Annotated in this window: 14 protein-coding genes; 8 read left to right on the top strand and 6 right to left on the bottom strand. The window is 68.6% G+C overall.

The window, feature by feature from the left end:
* Positions 1–69 precede the first annotated feature (69 nt).
* On the bottom strand, positions 70–1293 hold the full coding sequence (locus ASD79_RS21435; RefSeq protein ID WP_056725439.1) for an acyl-CoA dehydrogenase family protein: 1224 nt from the start codon (positions 1291–1293) through the stop codon (positions 70–72).
* Positions 1294–1306: 13 nt separating this feature from the next.
* On the bottom strand, positions 1307–2422 hold the full coding sequence (locus tag ASD79_RS21430) for an acyl-CoA dehydrogenase family protein (protein WP_056725435.1): 1116 nt from the start codon (positions 2420–2422) through the stop codon (positions 1307–1309).
* 149 nt (positions 2423–2571) lie between these two features.
* Here ASD79_RS21430 and ASD79_RS21425 point away from each other — a divergent pair, with 149 nt between their 5' ends.
* The gene (locus ASD79_RS21425) at positions 2572–3138 is read left to right on the top strand and encodes a hypothetical protein (protein WP_056725434.1); all 567 of its coding nucleotides are present in this window, start codon (positions 2572–2574) and stop codon (positions 3136–3138) included.
* Here ASD79_RS21425 and ASD79_RS21420 read toward each other — a convergent pair.
* Positions 3135–4061 carry a CPBP family intramembrane glutamic endopeptidase gene (locus ASD79_RS21420; protein WP_056725432.1) on the bottom strand — a complete coding sequence of 309 codons (927 nt, stop codon included), beginning with the start codon at positions 4059–4061 and terminating at the stop codon, positions 3135–3137. The genes ASD79_RS21425 and ASD79_RS21420 overlap by 4 nt on opposite strands.
* Before the next feature lie 68 nt (positions 4062–4129).
* Positions 4130–4654: a hypothetical protein gene (locus ASD79_RS21415; RefSeq protein WP_056725431.1), complete on the bottom strand. Its 525-nt coding sequence runs from the start codon at positions 4652–4654 to the stop codon at positions 4130–4132.
* Between the two features lie 96 nt (positions 4655–4750).
* Here ASD79_RS21415 and pepN point away from each other — a divergent pair, with 96 nt between their 5' ends.
* The 3 genes from pepN (at position 4751) to ASD79_RS21400 (ending at position 10378) form a co-directional block, all read left to right on the top strand.
* Positions 4751–7342 (top strand): aminopeptidase N, encoded by a 2592-nt coding sequence (pepN, locus tag ASD79_RS21410; protein WP_056725429.1) that lies wholly within the window; start codon positions 4751–4753, stop codon positions 7340–7342.
* 203 nt (positions 7343–7545) lie between these two features.
* Entirely contained in the window at positions 7546–10050 is a 2505-nt protein-coding gene (locus ASD79_RS21405; protein WP_200952343.1) for a PAS domain-containing sensor histidine kinase, read from the top strand.
* A gap of 7 nt (positions 10051–10057) precedes the next feature.
* Complete coding sequence (locus ASD79_RS21400; RefSeq protein WP_056725424.1) at positions 10058–10378, top strand: low molecular weight protein tyrosine phosphatase family protein; 321 nt, start codon at positions 10058–10060, stop codon at positions 10376–10378.
* A 7-nt stretch (positions 10379–10385) separates the two neighbouring features.
* Here the strand turns inward: ASD79_RS21400 and ASD79_RS21395 are convergent, their stop codons facing one another.
* Entirely contained in the window at positions 10386–10904 is a 519-nt protein-coding gene (locus ASD79_RS21395; RefSeq protein WP_056725422.1) for a hypothetical protein, read from the bottom strand.
* 177 nt (positions 10905–11081) lie between these two features.
* On the opposite strand from ASD79_RS21395, the gene ASD79_RS21390 reads away from it, so the two are divergent.
* The 4 genes from ASD79_RS21390 (at position 11082) to ASD79_RS21375 (ending at position 15272) form a co-directional block, all read left to right on the top strand.
* On the top strand, positions 11082–13511 hold the full coding sequence (locus ASD79_RS21390; RefSeq protein WP_056725419.1) for a TonB-dependent receptor: 2430 nt from the start codon (positions 11082–11084) through the stop codon (positions 13509–13511).
* A 166-nt stretch (positions 13512–13677) separates the two neighbouring features.
* Positions 13678–14016 (top strand): helix-turn-helix transcriptional regulator, encoded by a 339-nt coding sequence (locus tag ASD79_RS21385; RefSeq protein ID WP_007664037.1) that lies wholly within the window; start codon positions 13678–13680, stop codon positions 14014–14016.
* Positions 14017–14041: 25 nt separating this feature from the next.
* Positions 14042–14515: an SRPBCC family protein gene (locus tag ASD79_RS21380; RefSeq protein WP_056725417.1), complete on the top strand. Its 474-nt coding sequence runs from the start codon at positions 14042–14044 to the stop codon at positions 14513–14515.
* A 109-nt stretch (positions 14516–14624) separates the two neighbouring features.
* Positions 14625–15272, top strand: coding sequence for a glutathione S-transferase family protein (locus ASD79_RS21375; protein ID WP_056725414.1), 648 nt, complete (start codon positions 14625–14627; stop codon positions 15270–15272).
* Positions 15273–15283: 11 nt separating this feature from the next.
* Here ASD79_RS21375 and ASD79_RS21370 read toward each other — a convergent pair whose 3' ends face one another.
* On the bottom strand, positions 15284–15907 hold the full coding sequence (locus tag ASD79_RS21370) for a glutathione S-transferase family protein (protein WP_056725412.1): 624 nt from the start codon (positions 15905–15907) through the stop codon (positions 15284–15286).
* Positions 15908–15985: the final 78 nt, after the last annotated feature.

Genomic DNA, 15985 nt, shown 5'->3' with positions numbered 1-15985 from the left:
TGGAGCGCGAGGCTCCGCCCCCTCGCCGCGACAGACCGCGAAGCGGTCAGGTGGGGGCAAGCGCCGACCCTACCGCCCCGTCGGCATGTCCTTGAACGCCACGTCCTTGTCGACCCGCACATCCCCCGGCAGGCCCAGCACCCGCTCGGCGATGATATTCTTGAGGATCTCGTCGGTGCCGCCGGCGATCCGCAGGCCCGGGGCCCACATCAGGCTCGCCTGGAACGCCGCCTCCATCGGGGCCAGGGACGGGTCGGTGAGGATGCCATACTCGCCCTGCGCCTCGACGGCGGTATTGGCCATCTCCTGCATCTGGTTGGCGGCGATGATCTTGCCGATCGAGCTTTCCGGGCCCGGCGTCTGGCCGCGCGACAGGGCGGTCATGGTGCGGAAGCGGGTGTATTTCAGCCCTTGGGAATTGACGTACCAGTCGGCCAGCTTCTCGCGGAAGGCGTTGTCCTTCAGGGCCGGGCCGTTCGGGCCCGAAAGGCCGCGCGCCAGTTCCATGACCTGGCGATAGTCCGGGCCGCTGGAGCCGCCGACCGCCAGGCGCTCGTTCATCAGGGTGACCAGGGCCACCTTCCAGCCCTCGCCGACCGCGCCCAGCCGCTGGCTGTCCTTGACCCGCAGGTCGGTGAAATAGACCTCGTTGAACTCGCGTCCGCCCGACATCTGGTGGATCGGCCGGCACTCGACGGCGGCGTCGCGCATGTCGATCCAGAACATGGTCAGGCCCTTGTGCTTGGGCGCGTCTACGTCTGTACGCACCAGGACGATGCCGTAGTCACAATAGTGGGCGCCGGTGGTCCAGACTTTCTGGCCGTTGATGACCCAGTCGCTACCGTCCTTGACCGCCCGGGTGCGCAGGGCCGCGACGTCGGAGCCGCCGGCCGGTTCGGAGAATAGCTGGCACCAGATCTCCTCGCCCTTCACGGCGGGCGACACGAAGCGCTGCTTGGTCTCGTCGCTGGCGAAGGCCATCACCGTGGGCACGCACATGCCCAGGCCGATGGTGAAGTAGCCGTAGCTGACGCCGGCCTTGGCTTCTTCCTGGCCGAAGATCACCGACTGGATCGGCGTGCCGCCGCCCCCGCCGACCCCGGCCGGCCAGGTGATGCAGGCATAGCCGGCCCCGGCCTTGCGCGCCTGCCAGGCCTTGGCGGCGGCCATGTGCTCGGGCGTGGTCGGCTTGGGCTCGCCATGCGCGGCGCGATGCGCGGCGGCGTTCTCGGCAAGCCAGGCGCGAGCCTTCTCGCGATAGGCGGCTTCTTCGGGAGAGTCGTTGAAATCCATGGTCCTGATCTCCCTAAGCCGCGTTCTTTTTTTCGAGTTCGCTGACCAGCCGCTCTTTCCAGAGCTTGGGCGAGCCGGCCACGAGGCTGAGCTGCCGCGAGCGCCGGTAGTAGAGGTGGCAGTCGACGTCCCAGGTGAAGCCCATGCCGCCGTGCACCTGCACGCTTTCCTTGCTGGCGAACCAGAAGGCGTCGGAGGCGGCGATGCGGGCGGCGGCGGCGGCGGTCGGCAGTTCCGGCGCATCGACGTCCAGGGCCCAGGCCCCGTAATAGGCGTTGGAGCGGGCGACCTCGTTCTTGACGTACATGTCGGCCATCTTGTGCTTCATCGCCTGGTAGCCGGCGATCACCCGCCCGAAGGCGTAGCGGCCCAGGGCGTATTCCCGCGCCATCTCCAGGCAGCGATCGGCGCCGCCCAGCTGTTCGAAGGCCAGCAGCACGGCGGCGCGGTCGAGGATCGCTTGCACCAGTTCGAAGCCTTGGCCGGCCTCCCCCAGCCGATCCGCGGTGGCCCCCTCGAAGGTCAGGCGGGCGACGCCGCGGGTGGGGTCCAGACTCTCCAGGGTCTCGGCGCGGACGCCGCTGGCCTTGAGATCGACCAGGAACAGGCCCGGCCGGCCGCCTTCGTTGGCCAGCACGATCGCCATGCCGGCCGCGTCGCCGTCGGTGACCGGGATCTTGACGCCCGAGAGCTTGCCGCCCTCGACCTTGGCCGACAGGGCCGACGGAGTGACCGTGCCCGGCCCTTCCGATACCGCCAGACAGCCGATCAGCTCGCCGGCGGCGATGCGCGGCAGGATTGCGGCCTTCTGGGCGTCGGTCCCGTGGGCCATCACGGCCTCGGCCAGCACGTAGACCGTCGAGGCGAAGGGGATCGGAGCCACGGCCCGGCCCAACTCCTCGGCGATGGCGCACAGCTCCACCCGCCCCAGGCCCAGGCCGTTATATTGCTCGGGAATGGCCGCGCCGAGCCAGCCCTGCTCGGCGACGGCGCTCCACAGCCCCGTGTCGTAGCTCCTGGCCGGGTCGTCGAGCACGCCGCGCACCACCGAGGGCGCGCAACGGGCGGCGAGGAACTTGCGCGCCTCGTCCTTGAGGAACTTCTGGTCGTCGGAATAGTCGAAATCCACTTGGACTTCCTCCCTGGCGCGCCCGCTCTTGTGGGATGGCGGCGCGACGCCCGGTCACGATGGACCGCCTTGGGCTCCAGGGAAAGATTGACCTCGCGTCAAGGATTTCAGGTTCTTATGGCGACCTCGAAACCTGTGAGAGCGCGTGCGTGGCCAAGACCGTCTTCCAGCGGAACCAGAAGGTGTGGGTCGACAGCGTCGGCGCCTGGGCGACGATCGAGCGCATCGTGCCGATCTGGGCCAAGGGCTTCGACGAGCCCGTGCGCGTCACCTACGACGTCGGCCTGGGTCGCGAGTTCCACGCCCACGAGCTGAAGCCCGAGGACCGCATCGACGATGAGGGCGGCGGCGTGGTCGCCAACTGGCGCATCCTGCGGGCCCGCAACAAATGGCAGCAGGAAAGCGACTGCCTGCACCACCCCTATCCCGGCACCTATCCGGTGGTGGTCACCGATTCCAACGACTGGGGCGGCTGGCGCACGCCGGGGGCCGAGTACGACCGCGACCCGCGCAAGATGGAGTTCCAGGCCCGGCTGATCGCCGCCGCGCCGCAACTCCACGCCCTGGCCCGCCAGCTGGTTGAACTGGCCAGCGACCATCCCGAGGACGCGCCGCCGGCCCTGGTGGCCCTGGCCCAACGCGCCGCCGCCATCGAGCGGGCGCTGTACGAGGTTCCCGCCGCCGAAGGGGCGGTCAGCATCGTCGAGGCGGGTTAGAGCGCCTCGATCGCCACCGTCGCGTCCGGGCGGACCTTGAAGTTCCCCTTCCTCCACGCCCAGTACAGCACCCCGATCGCCACGCTCGTCCCCACGATCATCGCCGGAACCGAGGCTTCGGGTCCGAACGCGCCGCCGCTCAGCCATTCCGGAGCGGTCGCGCGAGGTAGGCTCAGGAACAGGCTCTCCTTGACTTCGTTGCCCGAGACGCGCGCGCCCCAGATCCAGCCCTGGGCGAAGTTCCAGGCCGCATGCACGCCAACCGCCATCCACAGGCGTCCGGTCAGCAGGTAGAAGGCCGCCAGCATCAGGCCGGCCTCCACCGCGATCGCGGCCGCCGCCATCGGCGTGGCGTTGTCATTGCCCAGGTGCACGTAGCCGAAGAACGCGGCCGAGAGCGTCAGCGCCGGCCACAGCCCGAAGGCGCGCATCAGGAGACGCAGAAGGATCGCCCTGAACATCAGTTCCTCGAAGACCCCCGAGGAGATGGCGACGGTGATCATGTCCCAGGGCGACGACGCGCGGGGCCCGGAAATCTCGTAGAGGCCCGAGACCAGCAGCACCGCGACCACCACGCTCATCATCGCCGCGCCGACCACCAGCCCGATCAGCAGTTCAGGCGCGGCCTGCCTCAGACCCAGTTCGCTGGGCCAGCGCGCCTCCGCGCCCCGGACGAGAAGCGCGTACAAGGTCAGGCCGATGACGCTGGCCACGGCCGTGATCAAGGCGCCCTGGGACGCGCTGAACCAGGTGACGCCAGACTCCGTCGCCAGACCAAGCACGCCGTAGGCGAACCCGAACAGCACGAACAGCAACACGCCCCAGCCCAGCGACCGCAGCCAGCGCAATGGGCCGGGATGCAGGACGCGGCGCGAACCGACGTCGAGGCCGACAGCGGATGGCGAAGCGTCAGTCAGCGACATGGATGGAATCCCCCAGGAACTGTCCCGACCTTTGGCGGGATCATGTCGCGGTTCAAGTGACGAACGGCTTAGGTGGGTTCAACACGGCCGACGGTCTCGCGCGGCGGCCAGTCGCGTCCCGAACCCGGCCGGCGCAGGCGGCTGTGCGAGGCGAACCCCACGGCCGGCCGGACCACGCCGAGGTCGATCTCGCCGCCGCCAGGCGTCAGCCGCCAGCAGCGGCGTCCGACCCAGATCAGCACCTCCAGCCCCTCGGCCGCCCCGGCGTTGGCCCAGCCCCGCAGGATCACCTCGAACGGCGCCCGCCGCCAGGCCGAGGGCTGGGTCGGGTCGAGCTCGACATTGATCGTCCGGCCTCCATCGCCGGCGTGCAGCACGAAACCGCTGCGGTCCGGCCGCCAGGCCTGGTCCAGGCGGGTGTCCAGCAACCAGTCGCAGGCGAAGTCGGCGCAGCCCCGCGGCCGGTCCTCATAGACCCCGCACCCCTTGCCGCGCTTGTAGTAGCGGCACCAGACGTGGGGCGCCTTCTCCAGCTCGCGCACGCCGATCAGCTTGCAGCACTGACCACACTCGCCGCATTCCCGCCCGGTCATCGACGCCCCCTGGTGACGGCGCGAACTCGCGGACAATTTGCCTGTCGGGTCAAGAGCGCCCTCGCCCCGGCGCACCGCCTTGCCTACATTGGCCAGATGCGCACAGACACGCCCCAGCCCGTCCGGCTCTCGGACTATCGCCCGTTCCCGTTCCGGATCGAGACCACCGCCCTGGAATTCCAGCTGGAACCCACAGCAACGCGGGTCAAGGCGACGCTGGCGGTCAAACGCTGCGGCGCGGCGGACGAGCCCCTGTTCCTGAACGGCGAGCGGCTGAAGCTGATCTCTGTGGCGATCGACGGCCAGGCGCTGAGCGCCAACGAATACGCCCTCGACGCCGAGGGCCTGACGATCCACGCCGTGCCCGACGCCTTCGTCCTGACCACCGAGGTCGAGATCGACCCGTCGGCCAACAAGGCGCTGATGGGCCTCTACATGTCCGGCGGCCGGTTCTGCACCCAGTGCGAGGCCGAGGGCTTCCGCACCATCACCTTCTTCCCCGACCGGCCCGACGTGCTGAGCCGCTACACGGTGCGGATCGAGGCCGACGAGGCGTTCACCCACCTGCTCTCCAACGGCAACCTGGTCGAGAGCGGCGCGCTGGAAGGCAGGCGCCACTATGCCGTCTGGAACGACCCCTTCCCCAAGCCGGCCTATCTGTTCGCCCTGGTGGCCGGCGAATTGGACGTGCTGGAGGACAGCTTCACCACCATGACCGGCCGCCCCGTGGCCCTGAAGGTGTTCGTCGACCCCGGCATGGCCCCGCGCGCCGCCTATGCCCTGGACAGCCTCAAGCGGTCGATGAAGTGGGACGAGGAGGCGTTCGGTCGCGAGTACGACCTGGACCTGTTCATGATCGTCGCCGTGCGCGATTTCAACTTCGGGGCCATGGAGAACAAGGGGCTGAACATCTTCAACAGCTCCCTGCTGCTGGCCGCGCCCGAGACCGCCACCGACATGGACTACGAGCGCATCGAAAGCGTCGTGGCCCACGAATATTTCCATAACTGGACCGGCAACCGCATCACCTGCCGCGACTGGTTCCAGCTGTGTCTGAAGGAAGGCCTGACCGTCTTCCGCGACCAGAGCTTCAGCGCCGACATGCGCGGCGAGGCCGTCCAGCGGATCAAGGACGTCAAGGCCCTGCGCGCCCGCCAGTTCGCCGAGGACGCCGGCCCCTTGGCCCACCCCGTGCGGCCGTCCAGCTATCTGAAGATCGACAACTTCTACACCGCGACCATCTACGAGAAGGGCTCCGAGCTGATCCGGATGCTCAAGACCATCCTGGGCGCGGACGTCTTCAGGAAGAGCCTGGACCTTTATTTCGAACGCCACGACGGCGAGGCGACCACGGTCGAGGCTTTCATCGCCTGTTTCGCCGACGCGTCGGGCCGCGACATGGGCGATTTCTTCGCCTGGTACGAACAGGCCGGCACCCCAGCGGTATCGCTGACCCACGCCTATGACGAGGCCGCCCAGGCGCTGGAAATCACCCTCACCCAGTCGACCGCCCCGACCAGCGGCCAGCCGGACAAACGGGCCCTGCCAATTCCGGTGACCATCGGCCTGCTCGACAGCGAGGGTGAAAACCTGCGCGGCAGCGAGGTCGTGCTGCTGGACGGCCCGACCAGGATCGTGCGCTGGGACGGCGTGAAGAGCGCCCCGATCATCTCGGCCCTGCGCGGCTTCTCGGCGCCGGTGAACCTGACCACCGACGCCCGGTCGGTCGACCGCTACGTGCAGTTCGCCGCCGACCCGGACCTGTTCAACCGCTGGGAAGCCGGCCAGACCCTGGCCCGCGAACTGATCCTCGGCCGCGCCGCCGGCGCCCCCGACGATGTCGGCGAGGAGCGCTATGCCGACGCCCTGGGCAAGGCGCTGGTCGACGACGCCTCGGACCCGGCCTTCAAGGCCCTGCTGCTGACCCTGCCCAGCGAGGGCGATCTCAGCCTGGCCGTCGATCCGGTCGATCCGGCGGCGATCCACGCGGCCCGCGACAGCCTGAAGACCCGCATCGCCGTCCATTTGGGCGACCTGCTGCGGCGTCTGCACGGCGACCTGCAGAACGGCGGCGAGTTCTCGGCCGACGCCCGGGCCGCCGGCAAGCGCGCCCTGCGCAACGGCTGCTGCGACCTGCTGGCCGCCGACCCGCACGCCGTCAACGTCGAGCGCATCGTCGGCCACTTCGAGAGCGCGGCCAACATGACCGACGCCATGGGGGCCCTGTCGGCCCTGGTGCAAATCGGCGGCGAACCGGCCGAGAAGGCCCTAGCCGCCTTCCACGCCCAATGGCGCGAGGAGCCCCTGGTGCTGGACAAGTGGTTCTCGGTCCAGGCCCGCGATCCGGGCGAGGGAGCCATCGGTCGCATCCTGGCCCTGACGGCGCACCCCGATTTCGACGCCGGCAACCCCAACCGCCTGCGGGCCCTGGTCCAGGGTTTCGCCAGCGGCAATCCCGCCCGCTTCCATGACGAGACGGGAGCCGGCTATCGCTTCCTGGCCGACCAGATCCTGGGCGTCGACGGCTTCAATCCGATGACGGCGGCGCGGCTGGTCGAGCCCCTGGGCGCCTGGCGGCGCTACGTCCCGGCCCTCGGCGCCTTGATGCGCGAGCAGCTGGAGCGCATCCGCGGCCACGTCGGATTGTCAAAGAATGTGCTGGAACTGGTTTCCCGCGCCCTGGATTGACGGCTTGCGGCCCAGCTTCCGCTGAGTTTGGGATGATTCGTCCCCCGCAGGTTGCGACTAAAGGGCCCACACGCCATCAAAACCTCCGTTCTGCGGTGACGCGCCGGTCGCGCGTGCGTTAGATTCACCATGTTGGCGAAGTGACTCGCCAGAGATCGCGGGAGCATCTGGCGTTGGAGCGTGGCGGGGCGAGAACCGGGAGGCTGGCGGGAGCCGGCCTGTCGGCGGCGGGCGCGGCCCGCGCGCGCGCCGCGCGATCGCCTTCCCAGGCCTATGTGCGCGTGGCCATCCTGGCCGCCCTGCTGCTGCTGGCCGTCTACACCGCCTTCGGCGTCAACCGCCTGAAGCAGGAAGCCAGCGCGCCGCCGGGCGGCGCGTCCCTGGCCGCCGAGGCCCGGCTGGCGGCCAGCGCGGTCGAGACCAATCTCGCCGCCCAGCGCGCCGGCCTGTCGGCCGCCTCCGACCTGTTGCAGCGTGACCCCGGCGCCCCGATCGACGCCGCCGAGACCGCCCTGCGCGCCGCCGGCGGCGAAGCCATGGCGGTCGCCGTGGTCAGCCCCACCGACGTCCTGGCCGTGGCCGGGCGCGACACCGCCGCCGACTGGAAGGCCGCCGCCCGCGCCGCCGCCGCCTCGGGCCGCAGCGTCTGGATCGGCGCCGGGACCACTGGCCGCCTCTACGTCGCCCACGCCACGCCGGCTGGCGGCGGCCGCGGTTTCGTCATCGCCTCCAGCGACCCATCCCGCCTGCTCGCCGAGCCCCCCAAGGGTGGGGCCGGCGCGCTGATGCTGGCCGACGGCCGGTTCATCGCCGCCGCCGGCCGTCCGATCCAGGGGGCCACCAACCTTCGCGAGGCCTTCTCGCTGTCGATCGACGACGTCGGCGGCGCGACGGCCGCCCTGCGCGGCCAGTCGTCCGACGGCCAGGCCCTGGACATCGCCGTCCAACCCCTGGCCCAGGGCGCCTTGCTGGCCGCCGTCGGGTCGCGCCCACGCACCGTGGCCAATGTCGATCGCCAGGTGATGGAAGGCGCCATCTCGCTGCTGGCCCCGCTGGCCGTCGGCATCGCCCTGGCCTTGCTGCTGATGCTGCAGAGCCGCCGGGTCCAGACCGCCCAGAAGGAATTCGTCGACAGCGAGCAGCGCTTCCGCCTCGCCGTCGAGGCCGCCCGCTGCGGCATCTGGGAATGGGAACTGGGCGGCGACCAGGTGTTCATGTCCGACGTCACCGGCGCGATGTTCGGCTGGGGCGGCGGCGGCGTGGTCGGCGGCCAGGAACTGCTGGACCGCGTGTCGGTCGATCATCGCGACAAGGTGCGCCAGGCCCTGGCCAACGCCGCCATGTACGGAGCCTTCGACGTCTCGTTCCGCGTGCCCGGCGTCGATGGCGCCCGTTCGATCTGGGTCGACGCCCGCGGCCAGGGTTTCGGCAAACCGGGCGAGGATGGCTATTCTCGGATCATCGGCGTGGCGCTGGACGTCACCGAGGAACGCCTGGCCCAGGCCCGCGCCCAGGCCGCCGAGAATCGCCTGCGCGACGCCATCGAGAGCGTGTCGGAAGCCTTCGTGCTGTGGGACCGCCAGGGCCGACTGCTGATGTGCAACCGCAACTACCGTAACGTCTTCAACCTGGAACCCAAGCTGCTGAAGCCCGGCGCGCCGCGCAACGAGGTCAACCGCTTCGCGGCCCTGGCCATCAAGCACGACCAGCCCGCCCCGGACGGCGCCAAGGGCGTGCGCGAGGCCGAGCTGAACGACGGCCGCTGGATCCAGATCAGCGAACGCCGCACGGCCGAGGGCGGCCTGGTGATGACCGCCGCCGACATCACCGCCATCAAGAACCAGGAAGAGGCCCGCCGCCTCAACGAAGAGCAGCTCCAGCACGCCGTCGCCGGCCTGGAGCGCAGCCAGGAACAGCTGGCCGAGCTGGCCCGCAAGTACGAGATGGAGAAGGTCAAGGCCGAGGGCGCCAACAAGGCCAAGAGCGAGTTCCTGGCCAACATGTCCCACGAACTGCGCACGCCGCTGAACGCCATCAACGGCTTCTCCGAGATCATGATGAACGAGATGTTCGGCCCGCTGGGCGACCAGCGCTACAAGGGCTACAGCCTCGACATCCACAATTCCGGCCAGCACCTGCTGGCCCTGATCAACGACATCCTCGACATGTCGAAGATCGAGGCCGGCAAGATGAACCTGAAGTTCGAGCCGCTGCACCTGGAGGACGTTACCGAGGACGCCGTGCGCCTGGTGCGCAACCGCGCCGAGGCCGCCGGCCTGAAGCTGGAGATCGACTTCCCGTCCCTGCCCGAGGTCGAGGCCGACTACCGCGCGGTCAAGCAGGTGCTGCTGAACCTGTTGTCCAACGCCATCAAATTCACCCCCCGGGCCGGCCGCGTCACCGTGCGGGCCGAGGTGCGCCGCGATCCGCTGGGCGAACGGGTGCGGGTCTCGGTCACCGACACCGGCATCGGCATCGCCGCCGAGGACCTGGCCCGCCTGGCCCGGCCGTTCGAACAGGTCGAAAGCCAGCACGCCAAGACCACCCAGGGCACCGGCCTGGGCCTGGCCCTGACCAAGTCGCTGGTCGAGATGCACGACGGCGCCCTGGAGATGACCAGCACGCCGGGCGAAGGCACCACCGTCAGCTTCGTCCTGCCGATGCGCCAGAGCGGCCTGCCCGCCCTGCGCGACTTCGCGGCGGCGTAAGGCCCGCTTGAAGCGCGTCCTCTTCGTCTGCAGCCAGAACAAGCTGCGCAGCCCCACCGCCGAGCAGGTGTTCTCGACCTGGCCCGGCGTCGAGGCCGATTCCGCCGGCACGAACCATGATGCGGAGAACCCACTGACCGGCGAACTGGTCGAATGGGCGCAGATCATCTTCGTGATGGAGCGAACTCATCGCAACAAGCTGTCCAAGCGCTTCAAGCGTCACCTGAAGGCGCGGGTGATCTGCCTGAACATCCCCGACGACTACACCTTCATGGACCCGGCCCTGATCGTGCTCCTGAAAGCTCGGGTCGGCCCTCATCTGATCTGACGGACGCCTAGCTCCGCCGCCAGGCCAGCATGTTCGGATAGGCCGGCGGCCCCTCGGGTGTCGCGCGGCGGGGCTCGATCGTAAGGCCCCACATCGCCAACAGCGGCACGCCGACATAGTGGCCCTGGGTGAAGTTCTCGCGCAGCGCCTTGGCGCCGCCGCGATAGCCGCCGTCGTGGAACAGCACCGCCGGATCCAGGTCCATCGCCAGGGCCGCGGCGAACGACCAGGCGATGGCCGCCATCTCCTCGCCGGGGTCGTCCGACACCCCCTCCTCGCGCCGCAGCGGATCGCCGACGGCGACATGGCCGGCCTCGTGCAGCAGGTCGCCGGGCCAGGTCAGCCGCGCCGGATCGACGAGCAGCCGGCCGGCCGACACCATGACGCCCGGCACGAAGGCGTCTTCGTCCAGGGTTGTCGCGTCGATCTCGAAACCGAGGTCCCGCAGGAAGGCGACGATACGGGCGGCCCGCGGATCGGCGAACTCGGCGGCGGTCTCCTGGGCCCTGGCGATCGGCGCTCGCATGCCGCGACTCTCCCGTTTCGAGGATGGTATCAGAGCGTCTCGCCCGTCGTGCGTAAAGCTGAGGCAGACGATCCGGCGCCGTCACGAAGCCTTCGCGAAAACCACGCCGAAGCGTCATCGGCTTGCCCTAACACCCCGCAGCTACACGCCCGCGTCGGGCGACGTCGGAGGGGTTCCATGTCCATCACATCCGCTCGCCACGCCTTGTTGGCGGCCTGCGCGCTCGGCGCCCTGGCCATGGCCCAGGCGGCCCATGCCGCCGACAACACGCCCGCCGCTCCGGTCGCGGCCGAACCGGCCGCCGATCCCGCCGACGCCGTCGAGCAGGTGCTGGTCACCAGCCTGTCGGCCACCCGCTCGGCCGTGCAGCTGAGCGGCTCGGAGATGCAGAAGATCCTGCCCGGCCTCTCGCCCCTGAAGGCGATCCAGACCCTGCCAGGCGTGACCTACGTCACCGCCGATCCGTGGGGCAACAACGAGCAGAACACCTCGCTGTTCATCCACGGCTTCAACGGCCAGCAGTTGGGCTACACCCTGGACGGCGTGCCGCTGGGCGACCAGAGCTACGGCAACTACAACGGCCTGTCGCCGCAGCGCGCGGTGATCAGCGAAGTGGTCGGCAAGGTCATCCTGTCGTCTGGCGCCGGCTCGCTGGGCACCGCCTCGACCAGCAACCTCGGCGGCGCCGTCGAGACCTTCACCAACGATCCGCGCGCGGAGTTCGGCGGCCAGTTCAACCAGACCCTGGGCAGCTACGACACCAGCCGCACCTTCGTGCGCCTCGACAGCGGCACGTTCGGCGGGAACAACGCGCTGTACTTCGCCTACGCCCATCAGAAGGCCAAGGCCTGGGACTTCGACGGCAAGCAGGGCGGCGACCAGGCCAACCTGAAATATGTCCGCGACGGCGAGGCCGGCAAGCTGACCTTCTACCTGTCCTATTCGGACAAGACCGAGCCGAACGAGGACGGCACCACCCGCTACTTCCGCACCCCGCCCGCCAGCAAACCGACCGACGCCTACCAGCCCTACACTCGGCCGTTCTTCTATCCGGACTTCCACGCGGCTCTGGATTATCTGGACGCCGCCGGCAACTACCCGGCCGCCGAGGGCGACAATTACCGTAACTATTTCAGCGCCGCCCAACGCACCGACTACCTGACCTACATCAAGTACGACGCCAAGCTGTCGGACAACGTCACCTGGTCGAACCAGGCCTATTATCATGACGACCACGGTCGCGGCATCGTGGCCGGTCCGATCCGGGTCGCCGGCCTGCCGGCTCTGTTCAACTTCTATTTCCCGGGCCAGAACCTCAAGCAGGTGTTCGGCAATTCGGGCTACGCGACCCGCACCACCGAGTACCAGATCGACCGGCTGGGCGGCATCTCGACCCTGAACGCCACGCTCGGCGACCACCAGGTCGAGGCCGGCTTCTGGTACGAGCACAACAAGTCGTCGGCCTATCGCCGCTGGTACCCGTTCGACGTCAACCATCCGACCTCGCCCTATGACGTGCCCACCGGCTGGCTGATCACCCAGTACGGCAGCGAGATCGACAACAAGGTCTACCAGTTCTACCTCCAGGATCAGTGGCGCATCCGGGAGAACCTGGTGCTGCAAGGCGGCTTCAAGAGCAGCGTCCAGGACGCCACCGGCCGCGTGCCGGTGCAGCCGATCGTCGGTTCGCTGGTCAACTCGACCGGCCTGCCGGTGGGCAATATCAAGACCAAGGAGTGGTTCCTGCCGCAACTGGGCGCGGTGTGGACGCTGGACGGCGGGGTGGAAGCCTTCGCCAACATCCAGAAGAACCTGCGCCACTTCCAGACCTATGGCGGCGGCGGCCTGTCGCCGTTCAGCCTGGGCAGCCAGGCGGCCTTCGACCAGTTCAAGAAGAACGCCGAGCCGGAAACGGCCTGGACCTACGAGGCCGGCGTGCGCGGCAAGCGTGACGTCGCCTTCGGTCCGATCACCGGGATCGACGGCCAGCTGAGCGTCTATCACACCGACTTCAGCAACCGCCTGCTGGGCGTGGCCCCGTCGGCGGCGGCGATCTCGATCATCGGCGGAGCCGCCATTGTCCAGAACGTCGGCGCGGTGAAGACCGATGGCGTCGACCTGGCCCTGACCCTGGACCTGGGCGAGCACTTCTCGTTCTACGACGCGGTCTCCTACAACCGCTCGGTCTATCAGGACGACTACACCAGCGGCTCGACCACGGTGGGCGGCGTCGTCACCCCGACGATCGTCCGCATCGCCGGCAAGAAGGTGCCCGGCAGCCCCGAATGGCTGAACAAGTTCGTGGCCAGCGCCAACTTCGGCGACTTCGAGGCCCAGTTGATCGGCGACTTCGTCGGCGAGCGCTTCGCCACCTACACCAACGACCTCAAGGTCGACAGCTACATGCTGCTCAGCCTGCAGGTCAGCTACGCCTTCCAGACCCCGGCCAACTGGCCGATCCAGGGCCTGAAACTCAGCGCCAACATCACCAACCTGGGCCAGGAGAAGGGCGACCTGAACGTCACCGTCTCGCAGCCGGCCGGCAGCTACAGCACCTTCCCGATCCCGCCTCGCCAGGGTTTCGTCACCCTGTCCACGCGGTTCTGAGGTCGGCCAGCGCCTCCGCCCGTCCTCCCCTTCGGGCGTAAGAGCCTGGCCTGCGTCGAACGCCCCGGACCCCACGTCCGGGGCGTTTTTCGTTGAGCGCCGCAAATACTTAGGCAAACGACAAACTATATGTTGACCCGCCGCGAGCCTCGCGATACTTAGGCATATGACTAACCAACAACCCTCTCTCGACCTGATGTTCCAGGCGCTGGCCGACCCCAGCCGGCGCGGCATCATCGAGCGGCTGTGCGCCGGGCCGGCCTCGGTCAGCGAACTGGCCCAGCCGCTGGCCATGTCGCTGCCGTCGGTGATGCAGCATCTGCAACTGCTGGAGGGCAGCGGCCTGATCCGCTCGGAGAAGGTCGGACGGGTGCGGACCTGCCGACTGGAACCGGAAGCGCTCAGCGCCGCCGAGACCTGGATCAACCAACGCCGCGTCCTGATGGAGCGCAAACTCGACCGTCTGGGGGAGTATCTGCGCGCCACGGCCGGCGACGAAGACTGACCTTAATCCTCAGGAGGAAACGACCATGACCGAACGCTCCGTCGTCCACGCCACCTTCGTCATCAACCGCGTCTACGACGCCACCCCGGCGCGGGTGTTCAAGGCCTTCTCCAATTCGGAGGCCCGCGACCGCTGGTTCGTGAAGTCCGAGAACTGGCCGGTCGCCGACTATACCTACGACTTCCGGGTCGGCGGCCAGGAACACGGCCGGTTCAGCCCCGACGGCAAGCTCATTATTCTCAATGAGACCACCTACTGGGACATCGTCCCCGACCAGCGGATCGTCATGGCCTACGCCATGGACATCGACGGTAACCGCATCTCGGTGTCGGTGGCCACCATCGAGCTGAAGCCCGAGGGCGCCAAAACACGGCTGGTCTATACCGAACAGGGCGCGTTCCTCGACGGCTACGACATCCCCGCCCAACGCGAGGCAGGGTGCCGCGATCTGTACGAGAAGCTGGCCGAGGAACTGGAGCGCCAGGGCGCCGACGCCTGAGGCTCCGCCTTGCCACGAACTGGGGACACACACTCAGTCCCGCACATCGCCATTTCGTCATCGGCCGGTGGGGTGAGTGTGTGTCCCCGACCGTTCCACGGAGCTCCCCATGTCCCTGACGCTGCACATGCACCCGCTGGCCTCGTTCTGCTGGAAGGTGCTGATCGCCCTCTACGAAAACGACACGCCCTTCGAGGCGCGGCTGGTCGATCTGGGCGACCCGGAAGAGGCCGCCGCGTTCAAGGCGCTGTGGCCGACGAGCAAGATGCCGCTGCTGCGCGACGCCGCCCGGGACCGCACCGTTCCCGAGACCTCGATCATCATCGAGTACCTGCAGACCTGGTATCCGGGACCCGTCCGGTTCATCCCCGAGGATGCGGAAGCCGCCCTGCGCGTGCGGCTGCTGGACAGGCTGTTCGACCTCTACGTCCAGGAGTCGATGCAGAAGATCGTCGGCGACCGCATCCGGCCAGAGGGCGCCAAGGACCCGCATGGCGTGGGCCATGCCCGCGGCCAGTTGGCCATGGCCTATGACCTGCTCGAGACCGAGCTGGCGGACAGAACCTGGGCGGCGGGCGAGGCCTTCAGCCTGGCCGACTGCGCCGCCGCTCCGGCCCTGTTCTACGCCAACAAGGTCGCGCCGCTGGGCGAGGCGCATCCCAACGTCTCGGCCTATCTCGACCGCCTGCTGGCCCGCCCGTCGTTCTCGCGGGTGCTAGAGGAGGCCCAGCCCTATTTCGCGATGTTTCCCACCTAGGCCGCCAGCCGTCACTTCAAGGCGTCGGCCTCCCAGGCCAGATATTCCGGCGTCTCCAGCAGGCGTTCGCAATAGGCCCCGGCCGCGCCGGTGTCGCCATAGTCCGACAGGTGGATCCCGTAGGTGCGGAACCGCGTCGCCACCGGGGTGAAGAAGGCGTCGGCGATCGACCACTTGCCCAGCAGGAACGGCCCGCCCGAACGCTTGAGCAGCTGGTTCCAGCGCTCGACGATCTTGCGCACGTCGTTCTGGGTGGCCTCGGAGATCGCCACGGTCTTGCGGGTTTCCAACTCCATCGGGCACTCGCCGCGCAGCGAGGTGAAGCCCGAATGCATCTCGGCCGCCACCGAGCGACCCAGGGCCCGCAGGGTCGGATCCTCCGGCCACAGCAGGGCCTTGGGATATTTCTCGTTCAGATATTCGCAGATCGCCAGCGAGTCCCAGACCACCAGGTCGCCGTCCTTGACCACCGGCACCAGCTTGCTGGGCGAGTGCTGGGCGATCAGCGCCTCGGAGGTTCCGACGTGGCGCAGCTCGACCAGGGTTTCCTTGAAATCCTCGCCGGTGTGCTTGAGCGCCAGCCAGGGCCGCAGCGACCAGCTGGACCATTTCTTGGTGCCGACGACGATTTCCATGGCGGACTCCTTTGGGCGTATGCGGGGGTGGCCATCCGCCTTACCCCGCGTCTATGGTCACCTCAACGATTAGAACAA

Source organism: Caulobacter sp. Root655 (genome assembly GCF_001427665.1).
GTDB lineage: Bacteria > Pseudomonadota > Alphaproteobacteria > Caulobacterales > Caulobacteraceae > Caulobacter.
This window is presented reverse-complemented; position numbering and strand designations above follow the sequence as displayed.

Bases quoted from the DNA above. Each gene is read 5' to 3' on its own strand.
- ASD79_RS21435 (WP_056725439.1), bottom strand. From the start codon at position 1,293: ATGGATTTCAACGACTCTCCCGAAGAAGCCGCCTATCGCGAGAAGGCT.
- ASD79_RS21420 (WP_056725432.1), bottom strand. From the start codon at position 4,061: ATGTCGCTGACTGACGCTTCGCCATCCGCTGTCGGCCTCGACGTCGGT.
- ASD79_RS21415 (WP_056725431.1), bottom strand. From the start codon at position 4,654: ATGACCGGGCGGGAATGCGGCGAGTGTGGTCAGTGCTGCAAGCTGATC.
- pepN (WP_056725429.1), top strand. From the start codon at position 4,751: ATGCGCACAGACACGCCCCAGCCCGTCCGGCTCTCGGACTATCGCCCG.
- ASD79_RS21395 (WP_056725422.1), bottom strand. From the start codon at position 10,904: ATGCGAGCGCCGATCGCCAGGGCCCAGGAGACCGCCGCCGAGTTCGCC.
- ASD79_RS21390 (WP_056725419.1), top strand. From the start codon at position 11,082: ATGTCCATCACATCCGCTCGCCACGCCTTGTTGGCGGCCTGCGCGCTC.
- ASD79_RS21385 (WP_007664037.1), top strand. From the start codon at position 13,678: ATGACTAACCAACAACCCTCTCTCGACCTGATGTTCCAGGCGCTGGCC.
- ASD79_RS21380 (WP_056725417.1), top strand. From the start codon at position 14,042: ATGACCGAACGCTCCGTCGTCCACGCCACCTTCGTCATCAACCGCGTC.
- ASD79_RS21375 (WP_056725414.1), top strand. From the start codon at position 14,625: ATGTCCCTGACGCTGCACATGCACCCGCTGGCCTCGTTCTGCTGGAAG.
- ASD79_RS21370 (WP_056725412.1), bottom strand. From the start codon at position 15,907: ATGGAAATCGTCGTCGGCACCAAGAAATGGTCCAGCTGGTCGCTGCGG.